Raw genomic sequence first — 16,862 nt, 5'->3', positions numbered from 1 at the left:
GGGAACTGCGCGAACAACCACACACCGGGCTCACGCCGACAACCCACCCCGGCCGGCCAGGACCGTAGTCGACCGCGCCCCCACCGGCCAGGTGAACCGTCGATCCCGCCCCGACGAAAAGCGGGCGGCGGCGCCGGACTACGCTGGCGCCCGTATCTTGATGGCGAGATATGGCGAGAAAGCGCGCGAGGGCTCCCGCGCCCACCGTGGGGGTTCCTGGCCACGTCCGACGAGTAACCTGGCCGTGGACCCGGCCGCCTCATTCACAACCGGAAGGTCCCAGATGCCCCGCACCCCCGTCACCGTCACCGTCACCGGCGCCGCCGGCCAGATCGGCTACGCGCTGCTCTTCCGGATCGCCTCGGGCCAGCTCCTCGGGCCCGACGTCCCCGTCCGTCTGCGGCTGCTGGAGATCACCCCGGCGCTGAGCGCGGCCGAGGGCACGGCCATGGAGCTGGACGACAGCGCGTTCCCGCTGCTGGCCGGCATCGACATCACCGACAGCGCCGACGTCGCGTTCGACGGCACCAACGTCGCGCTGCTGGTCGGCGCCCGCCCGCGCACCAAGGGCATGGAGCGGGGCGACCTGCTGGAGGCCAACGGCGGGATCTTCAAGCCGCAGGGCAAGGCCATCAACGACCACGCGGCGGACGACGTCCGCGTCCTGGTCGTGGGCAACCCGGCCAACACCAACGCGCTGATCGCCCAGGCCGCCGCCCCCGACGTGCCGGCCGAGCGGTTCACCGCGATGACCCGGCTGGACCACAACCGGGCGCTCTCGCAGCTCGCGGCGAAGACCGGTGTCTCGGTCGCCGAGATCCGCCGCCTGACCATCTGGGGCAACCACTCCGCCACCCAGTACCCGGACGTCTTCCACGCCGAGGTCGCGGGGAAGAACGCCGCCGAGGCGATCGGTGACGAGAGCTGGCTGGCCGACGAGTTCATCCCGACCGTCGCCAAGCGCGGCGCCGCGATCATCGAGGCCAGGGGCGCCTCCTCGGCCGCCTCCGCCGCCAATGCCGCCATCGACCACGTGCACACCTGGGTCAACGGCACCCCGGCCGGCGACTGGACCTCGATGGCGATTCCGTCGGACGGTTCCTACGGCGTTCCCGAGGGCCTGATCTCCTCGTTCCCCGTCACCTGCGCCGACGGTTCCTACACCATCGTTCCGGACCTGGAGATCAACGAGTTCTCCAGGACCCGCATCGACGCCTCGGTCCGCGAGCTGACCGAGGAGCGCGACGCGGTCCGCGCGCTCGGCCTCATCTGAGCCGAGCGGACCAAGCGAGACCGCACCACCCGCAACATCGACGTCTCAGGACGCACCTGTGGCCCCACACCCGCTGTTGGGGCCACACTGCGTAGGCACCCCTCCAGCCTCCAGCGACCCGCCGCCGGCACACCGAAGGAAGAGCCCTCGCCGATGCTCCGCATCTCCCCCCGGATACGCCGTCGGGCGCGCCACCGCCTGCTGGCCGGCCTCGGTGCCCTGGGGCTGGTGCTCGCCAGCGCCTGCGACCTGCCCGGCGGGGCGCTCGGTGACGACGAGGCCGAGCCCGTGCGGATCGCGGTGACCGACTGGCCGGGGGCCCGGGCCAACGCGGCGGTGGTGGCCTATCTGCTGGAGGAGGAGCTGGGCGTCCCCGTCGAGAAGGTCGAGACCGAACCGAGCGCGGCCTGGGGCCAGTTGGGCGTCGGCGACACCCAGGTCCTGCTGGAGGACTGGGGGGCGCTGCCGGAGCAGACCCGGCTCCACGTCGAGCAGCGCGCGGACGTGGTCGCCGCCGGCGAGCTGGGCATCGAGGGCCACGTCGGCTGGTACATACCCGGGGAGTTCGCCCGGGCCAACCCCGAGGTGCTCGACTGGCGCCACCTCAACGACTTCGCCGAGGAGCTGCACGGCGAGGTGCTCCAGGCCGATCCCGGCTTCGCCACCAGGGACGAGGCGATCATCGAGGAGCTGGGCCTGGACCTCGCCCCGGTCGCCGCCGGGAGCGAGGACGCGCTGATCGACAAGATCCACCAGGCGGGCGCGCGCGGCACCCCGCTGCTGGCCTACTTCTGGCAGCCGCACTGGCTGGCCACCAAGGTCGAGCTGGCCGAGGTCGAACTCCCCGACTACTACCCGAGCATCCCGCTGCGGAAGTACCTCAACGCGGAGTTCGCCGAGGCCGGCGGCGAGGTCGTCGACTTCCTGCGGGCGTTCTCCTGGTCGGAACGCGACCAGAACGCCGTCGCCGCGCTGATCGCCGGCCAGGGCATGACCCCTGGCGCCGCGGCCGAACGCTGGGTCGCCGAGAACCCGGACACCGTCGCCGCCTGGCTCGGCTGACCCGCGCCCGCGCGTTCACGCGTCCACGCGTCCGGCGCGGGTCAGTCCACCGAGAAGCGCAGGATGTCGTTGAGGAACGGCACCTCAAGCCACGGGCTGGGCTCGGCCATCAGCGTCAGCAGCACCACCACGGTGCCCAGCAGCCCGTAGGTGACGATGTCGGTGAAGCGGGAACGCACCGCCAGCATCCCCACCGCCGGCAGCCAGGCGCGCAGCGCGGCGCCGGTCAGCAGCCCGCACCCCACCACCAGCAGCCCGACGCGGAAGTCCGCCAGCGTCAGCAGCAGCCCGGCCAGCGTGGTGGCCAGCACCACCAGCAGCGGCCACTGCCGTATCGGCGCCGGCGCGTCCCCGCCGGCCGTGCGCCCCCCGCCCTCGGGACGCGCCGTGCTCCGGGTGCGGTACCTCTCCGGCACCCTCCAGCGCTTGCGCCAGGCCACGCCGCTCACGGCCGATCGGCCCCCTCGTCATTCTCGTTCTCGTCGGTCGGTTCGTGCGGTCGGTGCGTGCGGCCGGGCCGCCCGGTCAACGGGCGATGCCGGCCGCGCGTTCGGCGGCCTCGACCACGTTGGTCAGCAGCATCGCGCGGGTCATCGGGCCGACGCCGCGCGGGTTGGGCGACAGCCAGCCGGCGACCTCGGCGACCGCCGGGTCCACGTCCCCGACGATCCGGCCCGACTCGTCACGGCTGACGCCGACATCGAGCACGGCCGCGCCCGGCTTCACAAGCTCCGGCTTCACCAGGTGCGGAACGCCCGCCGCCGCCACGACGATGTCGGCGCGCCGCAGATGCGCGGCCAGGTCACGGGTGCCGGTGTGGCACTGGGTCACCGTGGCGTTCTCCGAACGGCGGCTGAGCAGCAGCGGCAACGAACGCCCGACGGTCACGCCCCGGCCCACCACGACCACCTCGGCGCCCTCGATCGGCACCTCGAAACGACGCAGCAGCTGGATCACGCCGTTGGGCGTGCAGGGCAGCGGCGCCGGCTCGTTCAGCACCAGGCGGCCGAGGTTGGTGGGGTGCAGCCCGTCGGCGTCCTTCACGGGGTCGATGAGCTGGAGCACACGGTTGGCGTCGATGCCGCGCGGCAGCGGCAGCTGCACCAGGTAGCCGGTGCAGGCCGGGTCGTCGTTCAGCTCCCGGACGACGGCCTCGATCTCCTCCTGGCTCGCGGAGGCCGGCAGCTCCCGCTGGATGGAGGCGATGCCGACGGCGGCGCAGTCGCGGTGCTTGCCGGCGACGTACTTCTGGCTGCCCACGTCCTCCCCGACCAACAGCGTGCCGAGGCCCGGGAGATGGCCGCTCGCCTTGAGGTCGGCGATCCTGGTGCGCAGGTCTGACTTGATCTCGGCCGCGGTCGCCTGACCGTCGAGTGTCTGGGCAGTCATGGGCCCATACTCCCCGATGAGGGCCCCGCGCCACCAATCAGGTGCCGCGGGGCGTGGTCGACACCGGCCGGCTACGCCGCCGGTCGGTTGATGATCGCCACCAGCACCTCGTGCAGGACCTCCGCGTCGCGGGCGTCGTGCAACCGGTAGGGGCCGCCCTCGACCGCGTACCACTCGTCCGCGCCGGCGTAGCGGACGCGCAGCGCCAGCGCGCCGTCCTCGTCGACCGTGCTGTGCAGCTCCAATTCGCCCGTGATCGCGCCGACTTCCCGGGTCATGACGCCGCCGGCCGGGCTGCTGAAGAAGGACCGTCTCTCGTTCATGCCCGACATTCCAGCAGCTTCCCCGGCCACCCACACGAAGCCACACCCGCCCCGGGGGCGCCGGCACCGTAGTTACCTGCGGCCCGCCACCCATGCACCGCGCAGTTCCCCGCGCCCCCAAGCCGCCCACCGGCCGAGAAGGGGCGCGGGGAACTGCGCGAGCAACCACACACCGGGCCGCAGACGACAACCCACCCGGGCCGGCCAGAACCGTAGTCGACTGCGGCCCGCCACAAATGCACCGCGCAGTTCCCCGCGCCCCCAAGCCGCCCACCGGCGGTGAAGGGGCGCGGGGAACTGCGCGAGCAACCACCCACCGGGGCGAGGACGACAACCCACCCCGACCGGCAAGGTCAGTAGTCGTCCGGCCCGTCAGTGAAAGAAGTGACGCGTGCCCGTCAGATACATCGTGACGCCGGCCTTCTTCGCCGCCTCGATCACCTGCTCGTCGCGGACCGAGCCGCCCGGCTGGGCCACCGCCCGCACGCCCGCCTCCGCGAGCACCTCGAACCCGTCCGGGAAGGGAAAGAACGCGTCGGACGCCGCGAACGCCCCCGCCGCCCGTTCCGCGCCCGCCCTGGCGACCGCCAGCCGTGCCGAGTCGACCCGGTTGACCTGGCCCATGCCGACGCCGACCGTCGCCAGCCCCTTCGCCAGCAGGATCGCGTTGGACTTGACCGCGCGCGACGCCCGCCAGGCGAAGGCCAGTTCGTTCAGCCCCGCCGCGTCCAGCGGCTCGCCCGCCACCAGCCGCCAGCCCGCCGGGTCGTCGCCCTCGGCCTGGAGCCGGTCGCTGACCTGCACCAGCGCGCCCCCGTCGACCGGCCGGAACTCCGTGACGGCGGACGGCGGTTCGGGGCAGCGCAGCACCCGGATGTTCTTCTTCGCGGTCAGCGCCTCCAGCGCGCCGTCCTCGTACCCGGGCGCCACCACGACCTCGGTGAAGATCTCCGCGATCTGCCCGGCCAGTTCGGCGCTGACCGGCCGGTTGACGGCGATGACCCCGCCGAACGCGGAGAGCGGGTCGCAGGCGTGCGCCTTGCGGTGCGCCTCGGCGACGTCCGAACCGACGGCGATGCCGCAGGGGTTGGTGTGCTTGATGATCGCCACGCACGGCTCGGCGTGCTCGTGGGCGGCCCGGCGCGCGGCCTCGGTGTCCACGTAGTTGTTGTAGGACATCTCCTTGCCGTGCAGCTGCTCCGCCGAGGCCAGGCCCGTTCCGCTGCCGTCGGTGTAGAGCGCGGCGGACTGGTGCGGGTTCTCGCCGTAGCGCAGCACCCGGCCGAGCCCGAAGACGGGGCTGAGGCTCTGCGGGAAGGTCTCCTCCGCCCCGCCCTGGGCCGCGAAGTACCCCGCGACCTGGGCGTCGTAGCGCGCCGTGTGCCGGAACGCCTCACCCGCCAGCTCCCGTCGGCGCGTCGCCGTGAAGCCGCCGTCGGCGACGGCCGCCAACAGCTCGCCGTAGCCGGCCGGATCGGTGACGACGGCCACCGTCGCATGGTTCTTCGCGGAGCTGCGCACCATCGCGGGGCCGCCGATGTCGATCTGCTCCACGCAGTCCTCGAACGCGGCGCCCGAGGCGACGGTCTGCTCGAACGGGTAGAGGTTGCTCACCAGCAGGTCGAACGGCTCGACGCCCAGCTCCTCCAGCTGCGCCCGGTGCGCGGCGACCCGCCGGTCGGCCAGCAGGCCGGCGTGCACCTTCGGGTGGAGCGTCTTGACCCGGCCGTCCAGGCACTCGGGGAAGCCGGTCACCTCCTCGACCGGGGTCACCGGCACCCCGGCGGCGGCGATCCTGCGCGCCGAGTTGCCCGTGGAGACCAGCGCGACGCCGGCCTCGTGCAGCCCCTTGGCCAGCTCCTCAAGACCGGTCTTGTCGTAGACGCTGATCAGCGCGCGGGCGATCGGCCGGCGCCCCTCGGGGCCGCCCTCCCCCGCGTCGTCGCGCTGGAAGCGTTCGGTCGCCAACCGCGCGGTGTCGGTGGGGAGTTCGGCGGGCTGCTGGTCGTGCGTGTGGTCCTCGGCGGTCACGGGATGTACACCTTTCGTCCCTCTACGCGGTAGCCGTCCCGGGCCAGTCGGCCCACGGCGTCGACAAGCAGGCCGCGTTCCACTTCCTTGATCCGCCGGTGCAGGGTGTCCTCGTCGTCATCGTCCCTGACCTCGACGGCTCGCTGAGCGATGATCGGGCCGCTGTCCACCTCCGCCTCGGCGAAGTGAACCGTGCAGCCCGTCACCTTGACGCCGTGCGCCAGCGCGTCGCGCACCCCGTGCGCGCCGGGGAAGCTGGGCAGCAACGCCGGATGGGTGTTGACGAACCGGCCACCGAAGGCGGCCATGAACGACGCTCCCACGATCTTCATGAAACCGGCCGAGACCACCAGGTCCGGCCGGTGCGCGGCCACCGACTCGGTGAGCGCGCGGTCCCAGTCGGGGCGGGAGGCGTACTCCCGCAGCCGGTGGGTGAACGTCGGCACCCCGGCCCGTTCGGCCCGCCGCAGCCCCTCGATCCCGCCCCGGTCGGCGCCGACGGCGACGACCTCGGCCCCGAACCCGGACTCCGGGTCGGCGGCGGCGTCGAGCAGCGCCTGGAGGTTGCTCCCCGAGCCGGAGACGAGGACGACGAGGCGCACCGGGGGCTTGCCCCCCGCGCCCTGCTGGGCTCCCACCGGGGAGTCGACGGCATCGGGGGCGGCGGAGGCAGAGGCCACGACGAGGTCTTTCCTTGAGGTCTTCTCCGGGGTCTTCCTCCCCGGATGGCGCCGGCCGCTCACCGGCCGGCCGTCCGCAACGATACCGGCACGGCTGGGTCCCCCGGTGCCGTGGGCCGCCCGCGGGCAGGTACGGTCGGAGCCACCGGCACCGCGAGAATCCCGGCTCGCGGCCCCGACAGGGAGATGCGACCACTCAGATGACGGACCGACCCCGAGCCTCAGGCAAGCAGGAGCGGCCCAGCGAGGACAACCCCTTCGCTCCGCCGCCCGAGGGGAAGCCCGACCAGCCGTGGCGACCGCGTCGTCCCGACGAGGACTCCGGGGACGAACGGGGCTCCGGAGACGACGCGAAGCCCGGCCGCTGGGGCGGCCCGTTCGGCCGGCGCCCGTCACAGGGCGAGGGAGACGACGACCGCAACGGCCGCCGCTGGGACCCCAACGACCCGGTGCAACGCCACGCGCGGTACGCGGTGTTGGCGGGTATGTGGGGTGTCTTCGCCGGGCTGCTCTCCTGGGAGTGGCTGGGGCTGCTGCTGGGCGCGCTCGCCCTCTACTGGGGCGTCAGCGCCCTGCGCGGCGGCCCGCGCGACGCGGAGGGCCGCCCGCCGGCCCCGACCCCGGACGGCCGCCGCCCGCAGCGCGGCTCGGCGATCGCGGGCGTGGTGCTGGCGGGTGTCGCGTTGGCCATCGTGGCGGCGAGCTACACGGCGCAGCTGGTCTACAAGGACTACTTCGACTGCGTCTCCGACTCCCTGACCGCCCCCTCGAAGGAGGCCTGCGAGAAGGACCTCCCGAGCCAGCTGCGGCCGATCTTCGCCGAATAGCCCCTTGCCGGGCTCACGCCGACAACCCACCTTGCCGGTGCGGCACCGTGGTCGTCTGCCCCCCGCCACGAATGCACCGCGCAGTTCCCCGCGCCCCCAGACAGGCCGCCACCTGCCGAACGTGAACCCGCAGCCGACCGACCACGCCCACCACACCCAGGGGCGCGGGGAACTGCGCGAGCAACCGGACACCGGGCCGAGGACGACAACCCACCCAGACCGGCAAGGTCAGTAGTCGACCAACCCCCGCCACCCAGCATTCGCGCAGTTCCCCGCGCCCCCAAACAGGCCGCCACCTGCCGAACGTGAACCCGCAGCCGACCGACCACGCCCACCACACCCAGGGGCGCGGGGAACTGCGCGAGCAACCACACACCGGGCCGAGGACGACAACCCACCCAGACCGGCAAGGTCAGTAGTCGACCAACCCCCGCCACCCATGCACCGCGCAGTTCCCCGCGCCCCCAGACAGGCCGCCACCTGCCGAACGTGAACCCGCAGCCGACCGACCACGCCCACCACACCCAGGGGCGCGGGGAACTGCGCGAGCAACCCACCCGGGCCACGCCCTACCCGTGGTCGTCCATGCGGGAGACCAACTCGCCGGAGTTCTTACGCAGCGCCGACCAGCGCGTCAGCCGCGCGTCCGTCGCGTGCCACTCGGGCACCGGCTCAGCCCGCCGCCGCCGGCGCCAGCGCCGGCGCTGGCGCCGCTCCCCACCCCGCCGCGAAAGCCGCGGCTTCCGCGGCGCCGGCTTCCGTTCTCCAGGCCGTTCGCGGCCCAGCAGCTCGGCCAGCACCAGCCGCGGCTGGTGGAGCCGGAGCAGCCGGAACCCCCACGCCACCGGCAGCGCCACCAGCGCCCACCCCGCCGCGACCGCCCCGGTCAGCCAGCCGTGCGGGCCGAACTGGGCCAGTTCCCCGGCGCCAAGCGGCCCCCCGGAGAGCGTCCCTAGCCAGCCGAGCAGCAGCCCGGCGCCGGCCGCCGCGAGCAGCGCCGTCAGTGCCGTTCCCCACCAGCCGGCGGCGGTGCCGCGTTCACCGGGGACGGGGACGGCCCACCGCGCGACCAGCCCCGCCGTCACGAGGATGCCGGCCAGCGGGACGGCCGCCGTGCACCACAGCAGCGCCCCGTCGGGCGTGCCGTGGGGCAGCCCGGCGAGCAGCGGGAACGGCGGCGGCACCGGGTCCCCGCTGACCGCCAGCGGAGAGAGAACGCTGCCGCCGCCCAGCGTGAAGCCGGGCCCGAGGCCGTAGGCGGCGCCCCAGACGGCCGCGTTGGGCGCCAGCGCGCAGCCGAGCAGCAGCACGGCGAGCCGCCCCGACCAGTCGCCGCTCAGCGCGACCAGCGTCCCCTGCGCGGACGACGCGTGGAGCAGCAGCGCCCCGGCCGCCAGCAGCGCGCCGACGCCGCAGCAGGCGGCTGCCCCGCCGAGCGCGGCCCGGCCGGCGCCGGCCAGCCGTTCGGCGGTGAACGACTCCGCCCAGCGGGTGGCGCGCCAGCCGGCGGGCGGTGTCCAGGGCGAGACCCCGCTGAGCGTCCACGCCGAGACCACGGTCACCAGCGCGGCGAAGAGCGGCAGTTGGAGCGCGGTCGACAGGAGCCCCGGTGCGAGGTCGGCCGGTGTGGCGAAGGCCGTGGCGGCGGCGCCGGTGAGCAGGTAGCCGGCGCAGATCCACCGGGCGACGGCGAACGCCTCCCCCGGCGCCGCGGCCCACTCGGCGTCCTGGGGGTCGGGCCGCAGGGTGACGCGGACCGCGCGGTGCAGCAGCCAGACGGGGAACGCCGCCAGCAGCAGCGGGGTGAGGCCGACGGGGGCGGTGCCGCCGTAGAGCGTGTCGTGGCGGACCAGTTCGCAGCCGTGGGCGAGCAGCCACAGGTCGGCGGCGATCCGTAGCGCTCCGGTCGCGCCCTGGTCCGGGTAGGGGGAGAGCACCCAGAACAGCAGGACCAGGACGGCGAGGCCGCCGAGGCCGAGGCCGGCCGCGAGCATTCCTTCGAAGAACCACCGGCCCTGGGTGCGGCCGGGAGGAGCGATCCGCCGCAGGGCCAGCTGAGTGAGGTGTCGCACCGGGCCATGCTCCCAACAACACCCGAAGTGTCCCGGTAATGGGTTTTCGTCGCAGTGTCGGCCACCATCCCCATATGACCCGTTTTAAGGATAATCCTCACCGTCATCGTCGAGGTCGTGGCCGCCCCCGGAGACCGGACCGCGACGCCGCCGCGCCGGCGCCCGACGCCCGCGACGCGTTCGCCGCGCTCTACGAGCGGCACGCCCCGCCACTGCTGCGGCAGGCGCTGCTGCTCTGCGGTGACCACGCGGTGGCGCGCCGCGCGGTCGCCCGCGCCTTCCGGCTGGCGTGGGAGTCCTGGCCCGAGGTGGCCACGGACCAGGACCCGGCCGGCTGGGTGCGCGCCAGATGTCACGAGCACGCGCTCGCGCCCTGGCACCGTTACGTTCCCGACCGTTGGCTCGATCCGGTGGTGCCGGCGGACGACGACGGCGTGCTGACCACCGCGCTGCTGACGCTGCCGCCCGCCTACCGGCGGACGCTGCTGCTCGCCGACGGCCTCGGGATGAAGCAGGCGGCGGTGGCCACCGAGTGCGAGGCCAGCACGGCGGCGACCGCCGGCCGGCTGCGGCACGCCAGGGCCGCGCTCGCCGAACGGCTACCGGAAGTCGCCGACCCGGGCGAGGCGCTGCGCCGCGCCGCACGGACCGGGCCGGGCGCCCCACCGCCGCCGGCCGCCGAGGCCCTGCGGGCCAGCGAACGCACCACCCGCAGGATCGTGCGCGGCTCGGCCGTGCTCTTCGCCGGCACCGCCGTCGCCCTGGCCGGCTCGGGGGTGCTGGCCGCGCTCCAGTGACGACCGGCCCGGCGGGCCACCCCGGAAACGCCGAGGGGGCGCCCGGTCGGCCGTGGCCGATGGGCGCCCCCAGCGGGGAGAAAGGGTCCTCAGCCGGCCAGCAGCTCGCGCGCCAGCAGGGCGGTCTCGGACGGGGTCTTCCCGACCTTGACGCCGGCGGCCTCCAGGGCCTCCTTCTTCGCCTGGGCGGTGCCGGACGAGCCGGAGACGATGGCGCCCGCGTGGCCCATCGTCTTGCCCTCGGGCGCGGTGAAGCCCGCCACATAGCCGACGACCGGCTTGGTGACGTTCTCCTTGATGAAGTCGGCCGCGCGCTCCTCGGCGTCGCCGCCGATCTCGCCGATCATCACGATCAGGTCGGTCTCCGGGTCCGCCTCGAACGCGGCGAGCGCGTCGATGTGCGTGGTGCCGATGATCGGGTCACCGCCGATGCCCACGCACGAGCTGAAGCCGATGTCCCGCAGCTCGTACATCATCTGGTACGTCAGCGTGCCGGACTTGGAGACCAGCCCGATGCAGCCGGGCTTGGTGATGTCCGCCGGGATGATGCCCGCGTTGGACTGCCCGGGGGTGATCAGGCCGGGGCAGTTCGGACCGACGATGCGCGTCTTGTTGCCCTTCTGGCCCGCGTAGGACCAGAACGCGGCGGTGTCGTGCACCGCGATGCCCTCGGTGATCACCACGGCCAGCGGGATCTCGGCGTCGATCGCCTCGATCACGGCGGACTTGGTGAACTTCTCCGGCACGAAGATCACGGTCACGTCGGCGCCGGTGGCCTCGATGGCCTCCTTCACGCCGCCGAAGACGGGGACCTCGTTGCCGTCGAAGTCGACGCTGGTGCCGGCCTTGCGCGGGTTGACGCCGCCGACGATGTTGGTGCCGGCGGCCAGCATCCGCCGGGTGTGCTTCTGGCCCTCGGAGCCGGTCATCCCCTGGACGATGACCTTGCTCTCCTTGGTGAGGAAGATAGCCATGGTGTGAGTCTCGCTGTCCTCTGTTCTCGTCTGTCCCGATCGGGGGCGTTACTTGGCGGCCAGCTCCGCGGCCCTGTCGGCCGCGCCGTCCATGGTGTCGACCTGCTCCACCAGCGGGTGGTTGGCGTCGGTCAGGATCTTGCGCCCCAGCTCGGCGTTGTTGCCGTCGAGCCGCACCACCAGGGGCTTGCTGACGTCCTCGCCCTTGCCGCGCAGCAGCTCCAGGGCCTGCACGATGCCGTTGGCGACGGCGTCGCAGGCGGTGATGCCACCGAAGACGTTCACGAAGACGGACTTGACGTCCGGGTCGCCCAGGATGATCTCCAGGCCGTTGGCCATCACCTCGGCGGAGGCGCCGCCGCCGATGTCCAGGAAGTTGGCCGGCTTCGCCCCGCCGTGCTTCTCGCCCGCGTAGGCGACCACGTCGAGGGTGCTCATCACCAGGCCGGCACCGTTGCCGATGATGCCGACGTTGCCGTCGTCCAGCTTCACGTAGTTGAGGCCGCGCTCCTTGGCCGCCGCCTCCAGCGGGTTGGTCGCGTCGCGGTCCTCCAGCGCGGCGTGGTCGGGCTGGCGGAACTCGGCGTTGCCGTCCAGCGACACCTTGCCGTCCAGCGCGATGATCCGCCCGTCGCCGGTCTTCACCAGCGGGTTGACCTCGACCAGCAGGGCGTCCTCGTTGACGAAGACCCCCCACAGCTTCACCAGCACGTCGGCGACCTGCTCGGCCACCTCGGCGGGGAAGTTGGCGGCGGCGACGATCTCACGCGCCTTCTCCACGCCCACGCCGTCCACGGCGTCCACGGGGATGCGGGCCAGCGCCTCCGGCTTGGTGGCGGCCACCTCCTCGATGTCCATGCCGCCCTCGACGGAGGCCATCGCCAGGAAGGTGCGGTTGGTGCGGTCCAGCAGGAACGAGACGTAGTACTCGTCCGCGATGTCCGCGGTCTGGGCCAGCATCACGCGGTGCACCGTGTGGCCCTTGATGTCCATGCCGAGGATGGCCCCGGCCTTCTCCACGGCGTCCGCCGGGTCGGAGGCGAGCTTGACGCCGCCGGCCTTCCCTCGACCACCGGTCTTCACCTGCGCCTTGACGACCGCGCGACCGCCAAGCCGCTCGGTCACCTCACGCGCCGCCTCCGGCGTGTCGATGACTTCGCCGGCCAGCACCGGCACGCCATGCTTGGCGAAGAGGTCCCTCGCCTGGTACTCGAACAGGTCCACGCTCGCGTCCGTCCTCAGTCGTCAGTGAATCTCGCGGTTCGTTCTCGACGTGGGCGTGCCGCGTGGCCGCGATGCGAGGCGATCAGTGCGAGCGAGCGCACGCGGCATGTCCGAAGTCGAGCGTATCGGTGCGCTGTGGGCGTTCCGGACCCCGGGTCGCCCCTGAGCGGTGAGACCCGTCACAAACCCCCCGCCGGAGCGGCCCGCCTTGCCGGCGCGGCCCGCCTTGCCGGCGCGACACGGTAGCCGGCGTGACAGGGGCGCGGGGAACGGCGCGAGCAACCCATCACCGGGGCGCGGACGACAACCCACCCGGCCACGAAGCTCCGTAGTCGACCAACCCCCGCCACGAATGCACCGCGCCGTTCCCCGCGCCCCCAAGCCCGCCGTCACCTGCCGAGCGTGAACCCGCACCTGACCGACCACGCCCACCCCACCCAGGGGCGCGGGGAACTGCGCAAGCAACCGACCACCGGGCCGAGGACGACCACCCACCCAGACCGGCAAGGTCCGTAGTCGACCAACCCCCGCCACCAATGCACCGCGCAGTTCCCCGCGCCCCCAAGCCCGCCGCCACCTGCCGAACGTGAACCCGCACCTGACCGACCACGCCCACCCCACCCAGGGGCGCGGGGAACTGCGCGAGCAACCGACCACCGGGGCGAGGACGACCGCCAACGCCCGCCGGCGGAACAGCGCGCGAGCAACCGACCACCAAGCCGCAGACGACACCCCACCCCCGGCCGGCAAGGCCGGTAGTCGGGGGACCCCGCCGCGAAAGGGCCGCTACAGGCCCGCGCGTACGTGGGAACGGACCCACTCCACGACCTCCCCCGTCGGCGCACCGGGGGTGAAGATCGCCGCCACCCCCTGCTCCTTCAGCGGCGGGATGTCGTCCTCGGGGATGATCCCCCCGCCGAAGACCGTGATGTCGCCCGCCTCCTGCTCACGCAGCAGCTCCAACACGCGGGAGAACAGCGTGTTGTGGGCCCCCGAGAGGATGGAGAGGCCGATGGCGTCCGCGTCCTCCTGGATCGCCGTCGCCACGATCTGCTCCGGGGTCTGGTGCAGCCCGGTGTAGATGACCTCCATCCCCGCGTCCCTCAGCGCCCGGGCGATCAGCTTGATGCCACGGTCGTGCCCGTCGAGACCCGGCTTGGCCACGACGACCCTGATCGGTCCTGACTCACCCATCGACTGCCTCCCAAGGAACACGCCACCGACCGAGGCGGACGCGAACGAACGTTAACCACAGCATCGCGCACCGGGCCCCCGCCCGTCAGCGGCGGGTGACCTCGGCCGAAAAAACCCCTCGGGAACGGCCGACGGGCGCCGTTAAACCCCCCTGAAATTCGAACTCTATTCGAACAAATAGTGCGGTCTCCATGGCCCCTCCGTCGAAAGGCGGGTGATTGCCCGTTTCCTCATGTCTGGAAACCCAAGAACAACCGGCCGAAGATTGTGGGGCTCGCGTACCCCCGGGTACAGTCACCGACCAGCAGCCGCCGGGTCCCCACCCCAGCTCCTGTTGTCGAGCCGAAAGGCATGGTCGGTGAGCGATCGTCTGTTGTCGGGAGACCCCGACCAGTTGGACTACTCCGGCCTCGGATCCTTTCCCTCCCCCGGCTTCGGTGAGAGCCCCCAGGACAGCTACGCGGGGCACTACGCGACCGCCCAGGGCATGGGCGAGATGACGGGCCATCAGGGCACGTTCGGCACGTCGGCCGGACAGGACCAGGGGTACGGCTACGGGCAGGCGTACGGCGGCTACGGCGCCGGATACGAGGGCGCGGGATACGACACGAGCGGCGCGGGCACCGCCTGGGGCGCCGACCCCTCCGGCACGGCGGGCCACGGCTACCCGACCAACGGCTACCAGGCCGACGGGTATCAGACCGACGGCTACCAGGACCCCGCCTACCAGCAGCGCGACTTCCCCTCCTACTCCCCCGAACAACAGAGCCAGCAGGCCGAGTACGGCGGTTACCCGCAGCAGGCGACCGCGGTACTGACGGGCGAACAGGCCGGGGAGCACGGGCAGTTCGCCCCGTTCGCCGAGCAGTACGGGACGGACTCGTACGGCGGCGACTCCCACGTCGACGGGTACGGCACCTACGCCGGGGACGCGTACGGCAACGGCGCGTACGCCGACAGCACCTACGCCGACGGCACGTACGCCGACGACGCATACCGACATCAGGCCCAGCCCCACGACACCGGGCAGTTCGAGACGCCGCGGTTCGACACCGGCCAGTTCGAGGCCGTGCGGAGCGAGTGGAGCGACTGGAGCGCCCAGGACTCGACCCCCTCCGGCGGCTGGGCGATCGAGCCGGACGCGTTCGCCGCGATGGAGACCGCCACCTTCGAACGTGCCGCCGACGAGACCGGCGCGCAGCCGGCGGTCGGCGTGTGGAACGACTCCTCGTGCGAGGACGCGGACGCGGACACGGACACGGCCGACGACGGGGCGACGGTGCCGGCCGACGGTGAACGAACCCTCGCCCCCCGCCCCGCCGCCGGCAAGCCGCTCGACCGGGGGCGGCGGCGCTGCCCGAAGTCCCGCCGCTCCGCGCTGCTGAGCGTCGCGGCACCGTCCCTCGCGGTGCTCGGCGTCACGGCGGCGGCCACCGCGGCGACCGTCACCAACTCGTCCGACCCCGGCGAGCCGCCGCCCGTCGCGGCCCCCGATCCCTCCGAGGTGGAGGAGATCGCCGCCAACGAGCAGTTCGACACCCAGCTCCAGAGCCTCACGCGGGCGGCCGACGACTACGCCGACCGCGCCAGCCGCACCCAGGGCCGGATGGATCTCGCCGCGCAGATCGAGGCCGAGGAACAGGCGGCGGAGGAGGAGGCCGCGCGCGTCGAGGCGGCGCGGCAGAAGTTCTTCCTGCCGGTCGAACAGCGGGGACTCAGCGCCTACTACGGCCAGGCCGGCGTCAACTGGATGTCCACCCACACCGGGATCGACTTCCCGGTGGGCTTCGGGACCCCCGTGCTGGCCGCGACCGACGGCGTGATCACCACCCAGTCGCACCCCAGCTACGGCAACATGATGATCCTGACGGCGCCCGACGGCACCGAGACCTGGTACGCGCACCTCCAGTCCACGGTCTTCTACTCCGGCTCCGTCCAGGCGGGCACCGTGATCGCCTACTCCGGCAGCTCCGGCACCTCCACGGGTCCCCATCTGCACTTCGAGGTCAGGCCCGGCGGCGGCTCGCCGATCGACCCGTTGACCTGGCTGCGCAACCAGGGCCTCGAACCCACATAGGCCCGACCGAGCCCGGCACACGGCTCCGCACCCGACACACGGCGGAGGCGCCGGCCCCCTCAGGGACCGGCGCCTCCGCCGTGTGTGGTCGCCGTCGCCGTCAGCGGCGCTTCTTGTCGATCGAGGCGCACAGGCCGACGGCGCTGACCGGGGCCAGTACGAGCATCAGGTAGTTGTCCGCCTCCATGACCTCCGTCCAGAGGTCCCAGAGGTCGCCGAAGTCCTGGAAGAAGATCTCCACCGCGTTCTTGACCTCGACACCGTTGGCCGCCGCCAGGTCACTGTCCAACTCGGACATGCTCTCCGCGAGGAACAGCGCGATGCCGTACAACTCGCCCACGACGGCGGCGACCAGCGCCAACGCGGCGGCGGCGCCCCAGACCGCGTAGTTGCGCCGGGACAGAAACGCGGGGCCGACGGCGACCAACGCGCCGACCAGCAGGAAGAGCCACGGGTACTGGCTCGCCTCGCCGGTCTGCTCGTCGATGGACTCCTTGTAGATCATCGCGTACACGATGCTGGCGATCAGCGTGGCGCCGAGCGCCGCGAGCAGCGCCAGCAGCGGGTTGTTCACACCGCCGCCGGGCGGCGGGGGCGGCGGGAAACCGCCGGGCGGACCGCCGTAGGGCCCGGGCTGCTGCGGGGGGTGCGGGTAGGGCGGCTGGCCGCCGTACCCGGGCTGCGGCGGCTGCCCGTAACCGGGCTGCGGCGGCTGGCCGTAGCCCTGCTGCGGCGGCTGCGGATAGCCGTACCCGGGCTGCTGCGGCGGCTGCGGCTGCTGTTGCGGATACCCGTAACCCGGCTGCTGCCCGTAGGGCGCCGGGCCCGGGGGCTGTTGCGGCGGCGGCTGCTGGCCTCCGTACCCGCCCTGCGGACCTTGCTGCCAGGGCTGGCTCATGGGTTCCCCCTGAGGAAGAGAAGAAAAGCGAGCCCCGCGAG

Annotated in this window: 15 protein-coding genes; 5 read left to right on the top strand and 10 right to left on the bottom strand. The window is 73.1% G+C overall.

What is annotated here, in order from left to right; genetic code table 11:
• The first annotated feature begins 283 nt into the window (after positions 1–283).
• Both FH715_RS16290 and FH715_RS16285 read left to right on the top strand, forming a co-directional pair.
• The gene (locus FH715_RS16290) at positions 284–1,273 is read left to right on the top strand and encodes a malate dehydrogenase (RefSeq protein ID WP_139645882.1); all 990 of its coding nucleotides are present in this window, start codon (positions 284–286) and stop codon (positions 1,271–1,273) included.
• A 153-nt stretch (positions 1,274–1,426) separates the two neighbouring features.
• Complete coding sequence (locus FH715_RS16285) at positions 1,427–2,335, top strand: glycine betaine ABC transporter substrate-binding protein (protein ID WP_139645881.1); 909 nt, start codon at positions 1,427–1,429, stop codon at positions 2,333–2,335.
• 41 nt (positions 2,336–2,376) lie between these two features.
• On the opposite strand, the gene FH715_RS16280 is transcribed toward FH715_RS16285, so the two are convergent.
• The 5 genes from FH715_RS16280 to purN all read right to left on the bottom strand — a co-directional run bounded on the left by FH715_RS16280 (position 2,377) and on the right by purN (position 6,716).
• Positions 2,377–2,784 (bottom strand): DUF3017 domain-containing protein, encoded by a 408-nt coding sequence (locus tag FH715_RS16280; RefSeq protein WP_139645879.1) that lies wholly within the window; start codon positions 2,782–2,784, stop codon positions 2,377–2,379.
• Between the two features lie 76 nt (positions 2,785–2,860).
• The gene (locus tag FH715_RS16275) at positions 2,861–3,724 is read right to left on the bottom strand and encodes a bifunctional methylenetetrahydrofolate dehydrogenase/methenyltetrahydrofolate cyclohydrolase (protein ID WP_139645877.1); all 864 of its coding nucleotides are present in this window, start codon (positions 3,722–3,724) and stop codon (positions 2,861–2,863) included.
• Positions 3,725–3,795: 71 nt separating this feature from the next.
• Positions 3,796–4,047, bottom strand: coding sequence for a hypothetical protein (locus tag FH715_RS16270; protein ID WP_139645875.1), 252 nt, complete (start codon positions 4,045–4,047; stop codon positions 3,796–3,798).
• 372 nt (positions 4,048–4,419) lie between these two features.
• A complete protein-coding gene (purH, locus tag FH715_RS16265) occupies positions 4,420–6,015 on the bottom strand; it encodes a bifunctional phosphoribosylaminoimidazolecarboxamide formyltransferase/IMP cyclohydrolase (protein ID WP_139646046.1) in 1,596 nt (531 codons plus the stop codon).
• 59 nt (positions 6,016–6,074) lie between these two features.
• On the bottom strand, positions 6,075–6,716 hold the full coding sequence (purN, locus tag FH715_RS16260; protein WP_139646044.1) for a phosphoribosylglycinamide formyltransferase: 642 nt from the start codon (positions 6,714–6,716) through the stop codon (positions 6,075–6,077).
• Between the two features lie 242 nt (positions 6,717–6,958).
• Here purN and FH715_RS16255 point away from each other — a divergent pair, with 242 nt between their 5' ends.
• Positions 6,959–7,585 carry a hypothetical protein gene (locus FH715_RS16255; protein WP_139645873.1) on the top strand — a complete coding sequence of 209 codons (627 nt, stop codon included), beginning with the start codon at positions 6,959–6,961 and terminating at the stop codon, positions 7,583–7,585.
• A 569-nt stretch (positions 7,586–8,154) separates the two neighbouring features.
• Here FH715_RS16255 and FH715_RS16250 read toward each other — a convergent pair.
• A complete protein-coding gene (locus tag FH715_RS16250) occupies positions 8,155–9,657 on the bottom strand; it encodes a cell division protein PerM (protein WP_139645871.1) in 1,503 nt (500 codons plus the stop codon).
• 74 nt (positions 9,658–9,731) lie between these two features.
• On the opposite strand from FH715_RS16250, the gene FH715_RS16245 reads away from it, so the two are divergent.
• Complete coding sequence (locus FH715_RS16245; protein ID WP_139645869.1) at positions 9,732–10,454, top strand: RNA polymerase sigma factor; 723 nt, start codon at positions 9,732–9,734, stop codon at positions 10,452–10,454.
• Positions 10,455–10,543: 89 nt separating this feature from the next.
• On the opposite strand, the gene sucD is transcribed toward FH715_RS16245, so the two are convergent.
• The 3 genes from sucD to icmB form a co-directional block, all read right to left on the bottom strand.
• Entirely contained in the window at positions 10,544–11,428 is an 885-nt protein-coding gene (sucD, locus tag FH715_RS16240; RefSeq protein ID WP_139645867.1) for a succinate--CoA ligase subunit alpha, read from the bottom strand.
• A 48-nt stretch (positions 11,429–11,476) separates the two neighbouring features.
• Positions 11,477–12,652, bottom strand: a complete 1,176-nt coding sequence (sucC, locus tag FH715_RS16235; protein ID WP_139645865.1) for an ADP-forming succinate--CoA ligase subunit beta — start codon at positions 12,650–12,652, stop codon at positions 11,477–11,479.
• A 786-nt stretch (positions 12,653–13,438) separates the two neighbouring features.
• Positions 13,439–13,846: a coenzyme B12-dependent isobutyryl CoA mutase small subunit gene (gene icmB / locus FH715_RS16225; protein ID WP_139645861.1), complete on the bottom strand. Its 408-nt coding sequence runs from the start codon at positions 13,844–13,846 to the stop codon at positions 13,439–13,441.
• A 358-nt stretch (positions 13,847–14,204) separates the two neighbouring features.
• Between icmB and FH715_RS16220 the strand changes: the two genes are divergently transcribed.
• The gene (locus FH715_RS16220) at positions 14,205–15,923 is read left to right on the top strand and encodes a M23 family metallopeptidase (RefSeq protein ID WP_246108775.1); all 1,719 of its coding nucleotides are present in this window, start codon (positions 14,205–14,207) and stop codon (positions 15,921–15,923) included.
• A 100-nt stretch (positions 15,924–16,023) separates the two neighbouring features.
• On the opposite strand, the gene FH715_RS28600 is transcribed toward FH715_RS16220, so the two are convergent.
• A complete protein-coding gene (locus tag FH715_RS28600; protein ID WP_211367668.1) occupies positions 16,024–16,821 on the bottom strand; it encodes a hypothetical protein in 798 nt (265 codons plus the stop codon).
• Positions 16,822–16,862 lie beyond the last annotated feature (41 nt).

Source organism: Streptomyces sedi, assembly GCF_006335015.1.
In the GTDB taxonomy this organism is placed as follows: domain Bacteria; phylum Actinomycetota; class Actinomycetes; order Streptomycetales; family Streptomycetaceae; genus Streptomyces; species Streptomyces sedi.
This window is presented reverse-complemented; position numbering and strand designations above follow the sequence as displayed.

Coding starts and splice junctions, on each gene's coding strand:
- FH715_RS16290 (WP_139645882.1), top strand. CDS start 284: ATGCCCCGCACCCCCGTCACCGTCACCGTCACCGGCGCCGCCGGCCAG.
- FH715_RS16285 (WP_139645881.1), top strand. CDS start 1,427: ATGCTCCGCATCTCCCCCCGGATACGCCGTCGGGCGCGCCACCGCCTG.
- FH715_RS16275 (WP_139645877.1), bottom strand. CDS start 3,724: ATGACTGCCCAGACACTCGACGGTCAGGCGACCGCGGCCGAGATCAAG.
- FH715_RS16270 (WP_139645875.1), bottom strand. CDS start 4,047: ATGAACGAGAGACGGTCCTTCTTCAGCAGCCCGGCCGGCGGCGTCATG.
- FH715_RS16255 (WP_139645873.1), top strand. CDS start 6,959: ATGACGGACCGACCCCGAGCCTCAGGCAAGCAGGAGCGGCCCAGCGAG.
- FH715_RS16245 (WP_139645869.1), top strand. CDS start 9,732: ATGACCCGTTTTAAGGATAATCCTCACCGTCATCGTCGAGGTCGTGGC.
- sucD (WP_139645867.1), bottom strand. CDS start 11,428: ATGGCTATCTTCCTCACCAAGGAGAGCAAGGTCATCGTCCAGGGGATG.
- icmB (WP_139645861.1), bottom strand. CDS start 13,846: ATGGGTGAGTCAGGACCGATCAGGGTCGTCGTGGCCAAGCCGGGTCTC.
- FH715_RS28600 (WP_211367668.1), bottom strand. CDS start 16,821: ATGAGCCAGCCCTGGCAGCAAGGTCCGCAGGGCGGGTACGGAGGCCAG.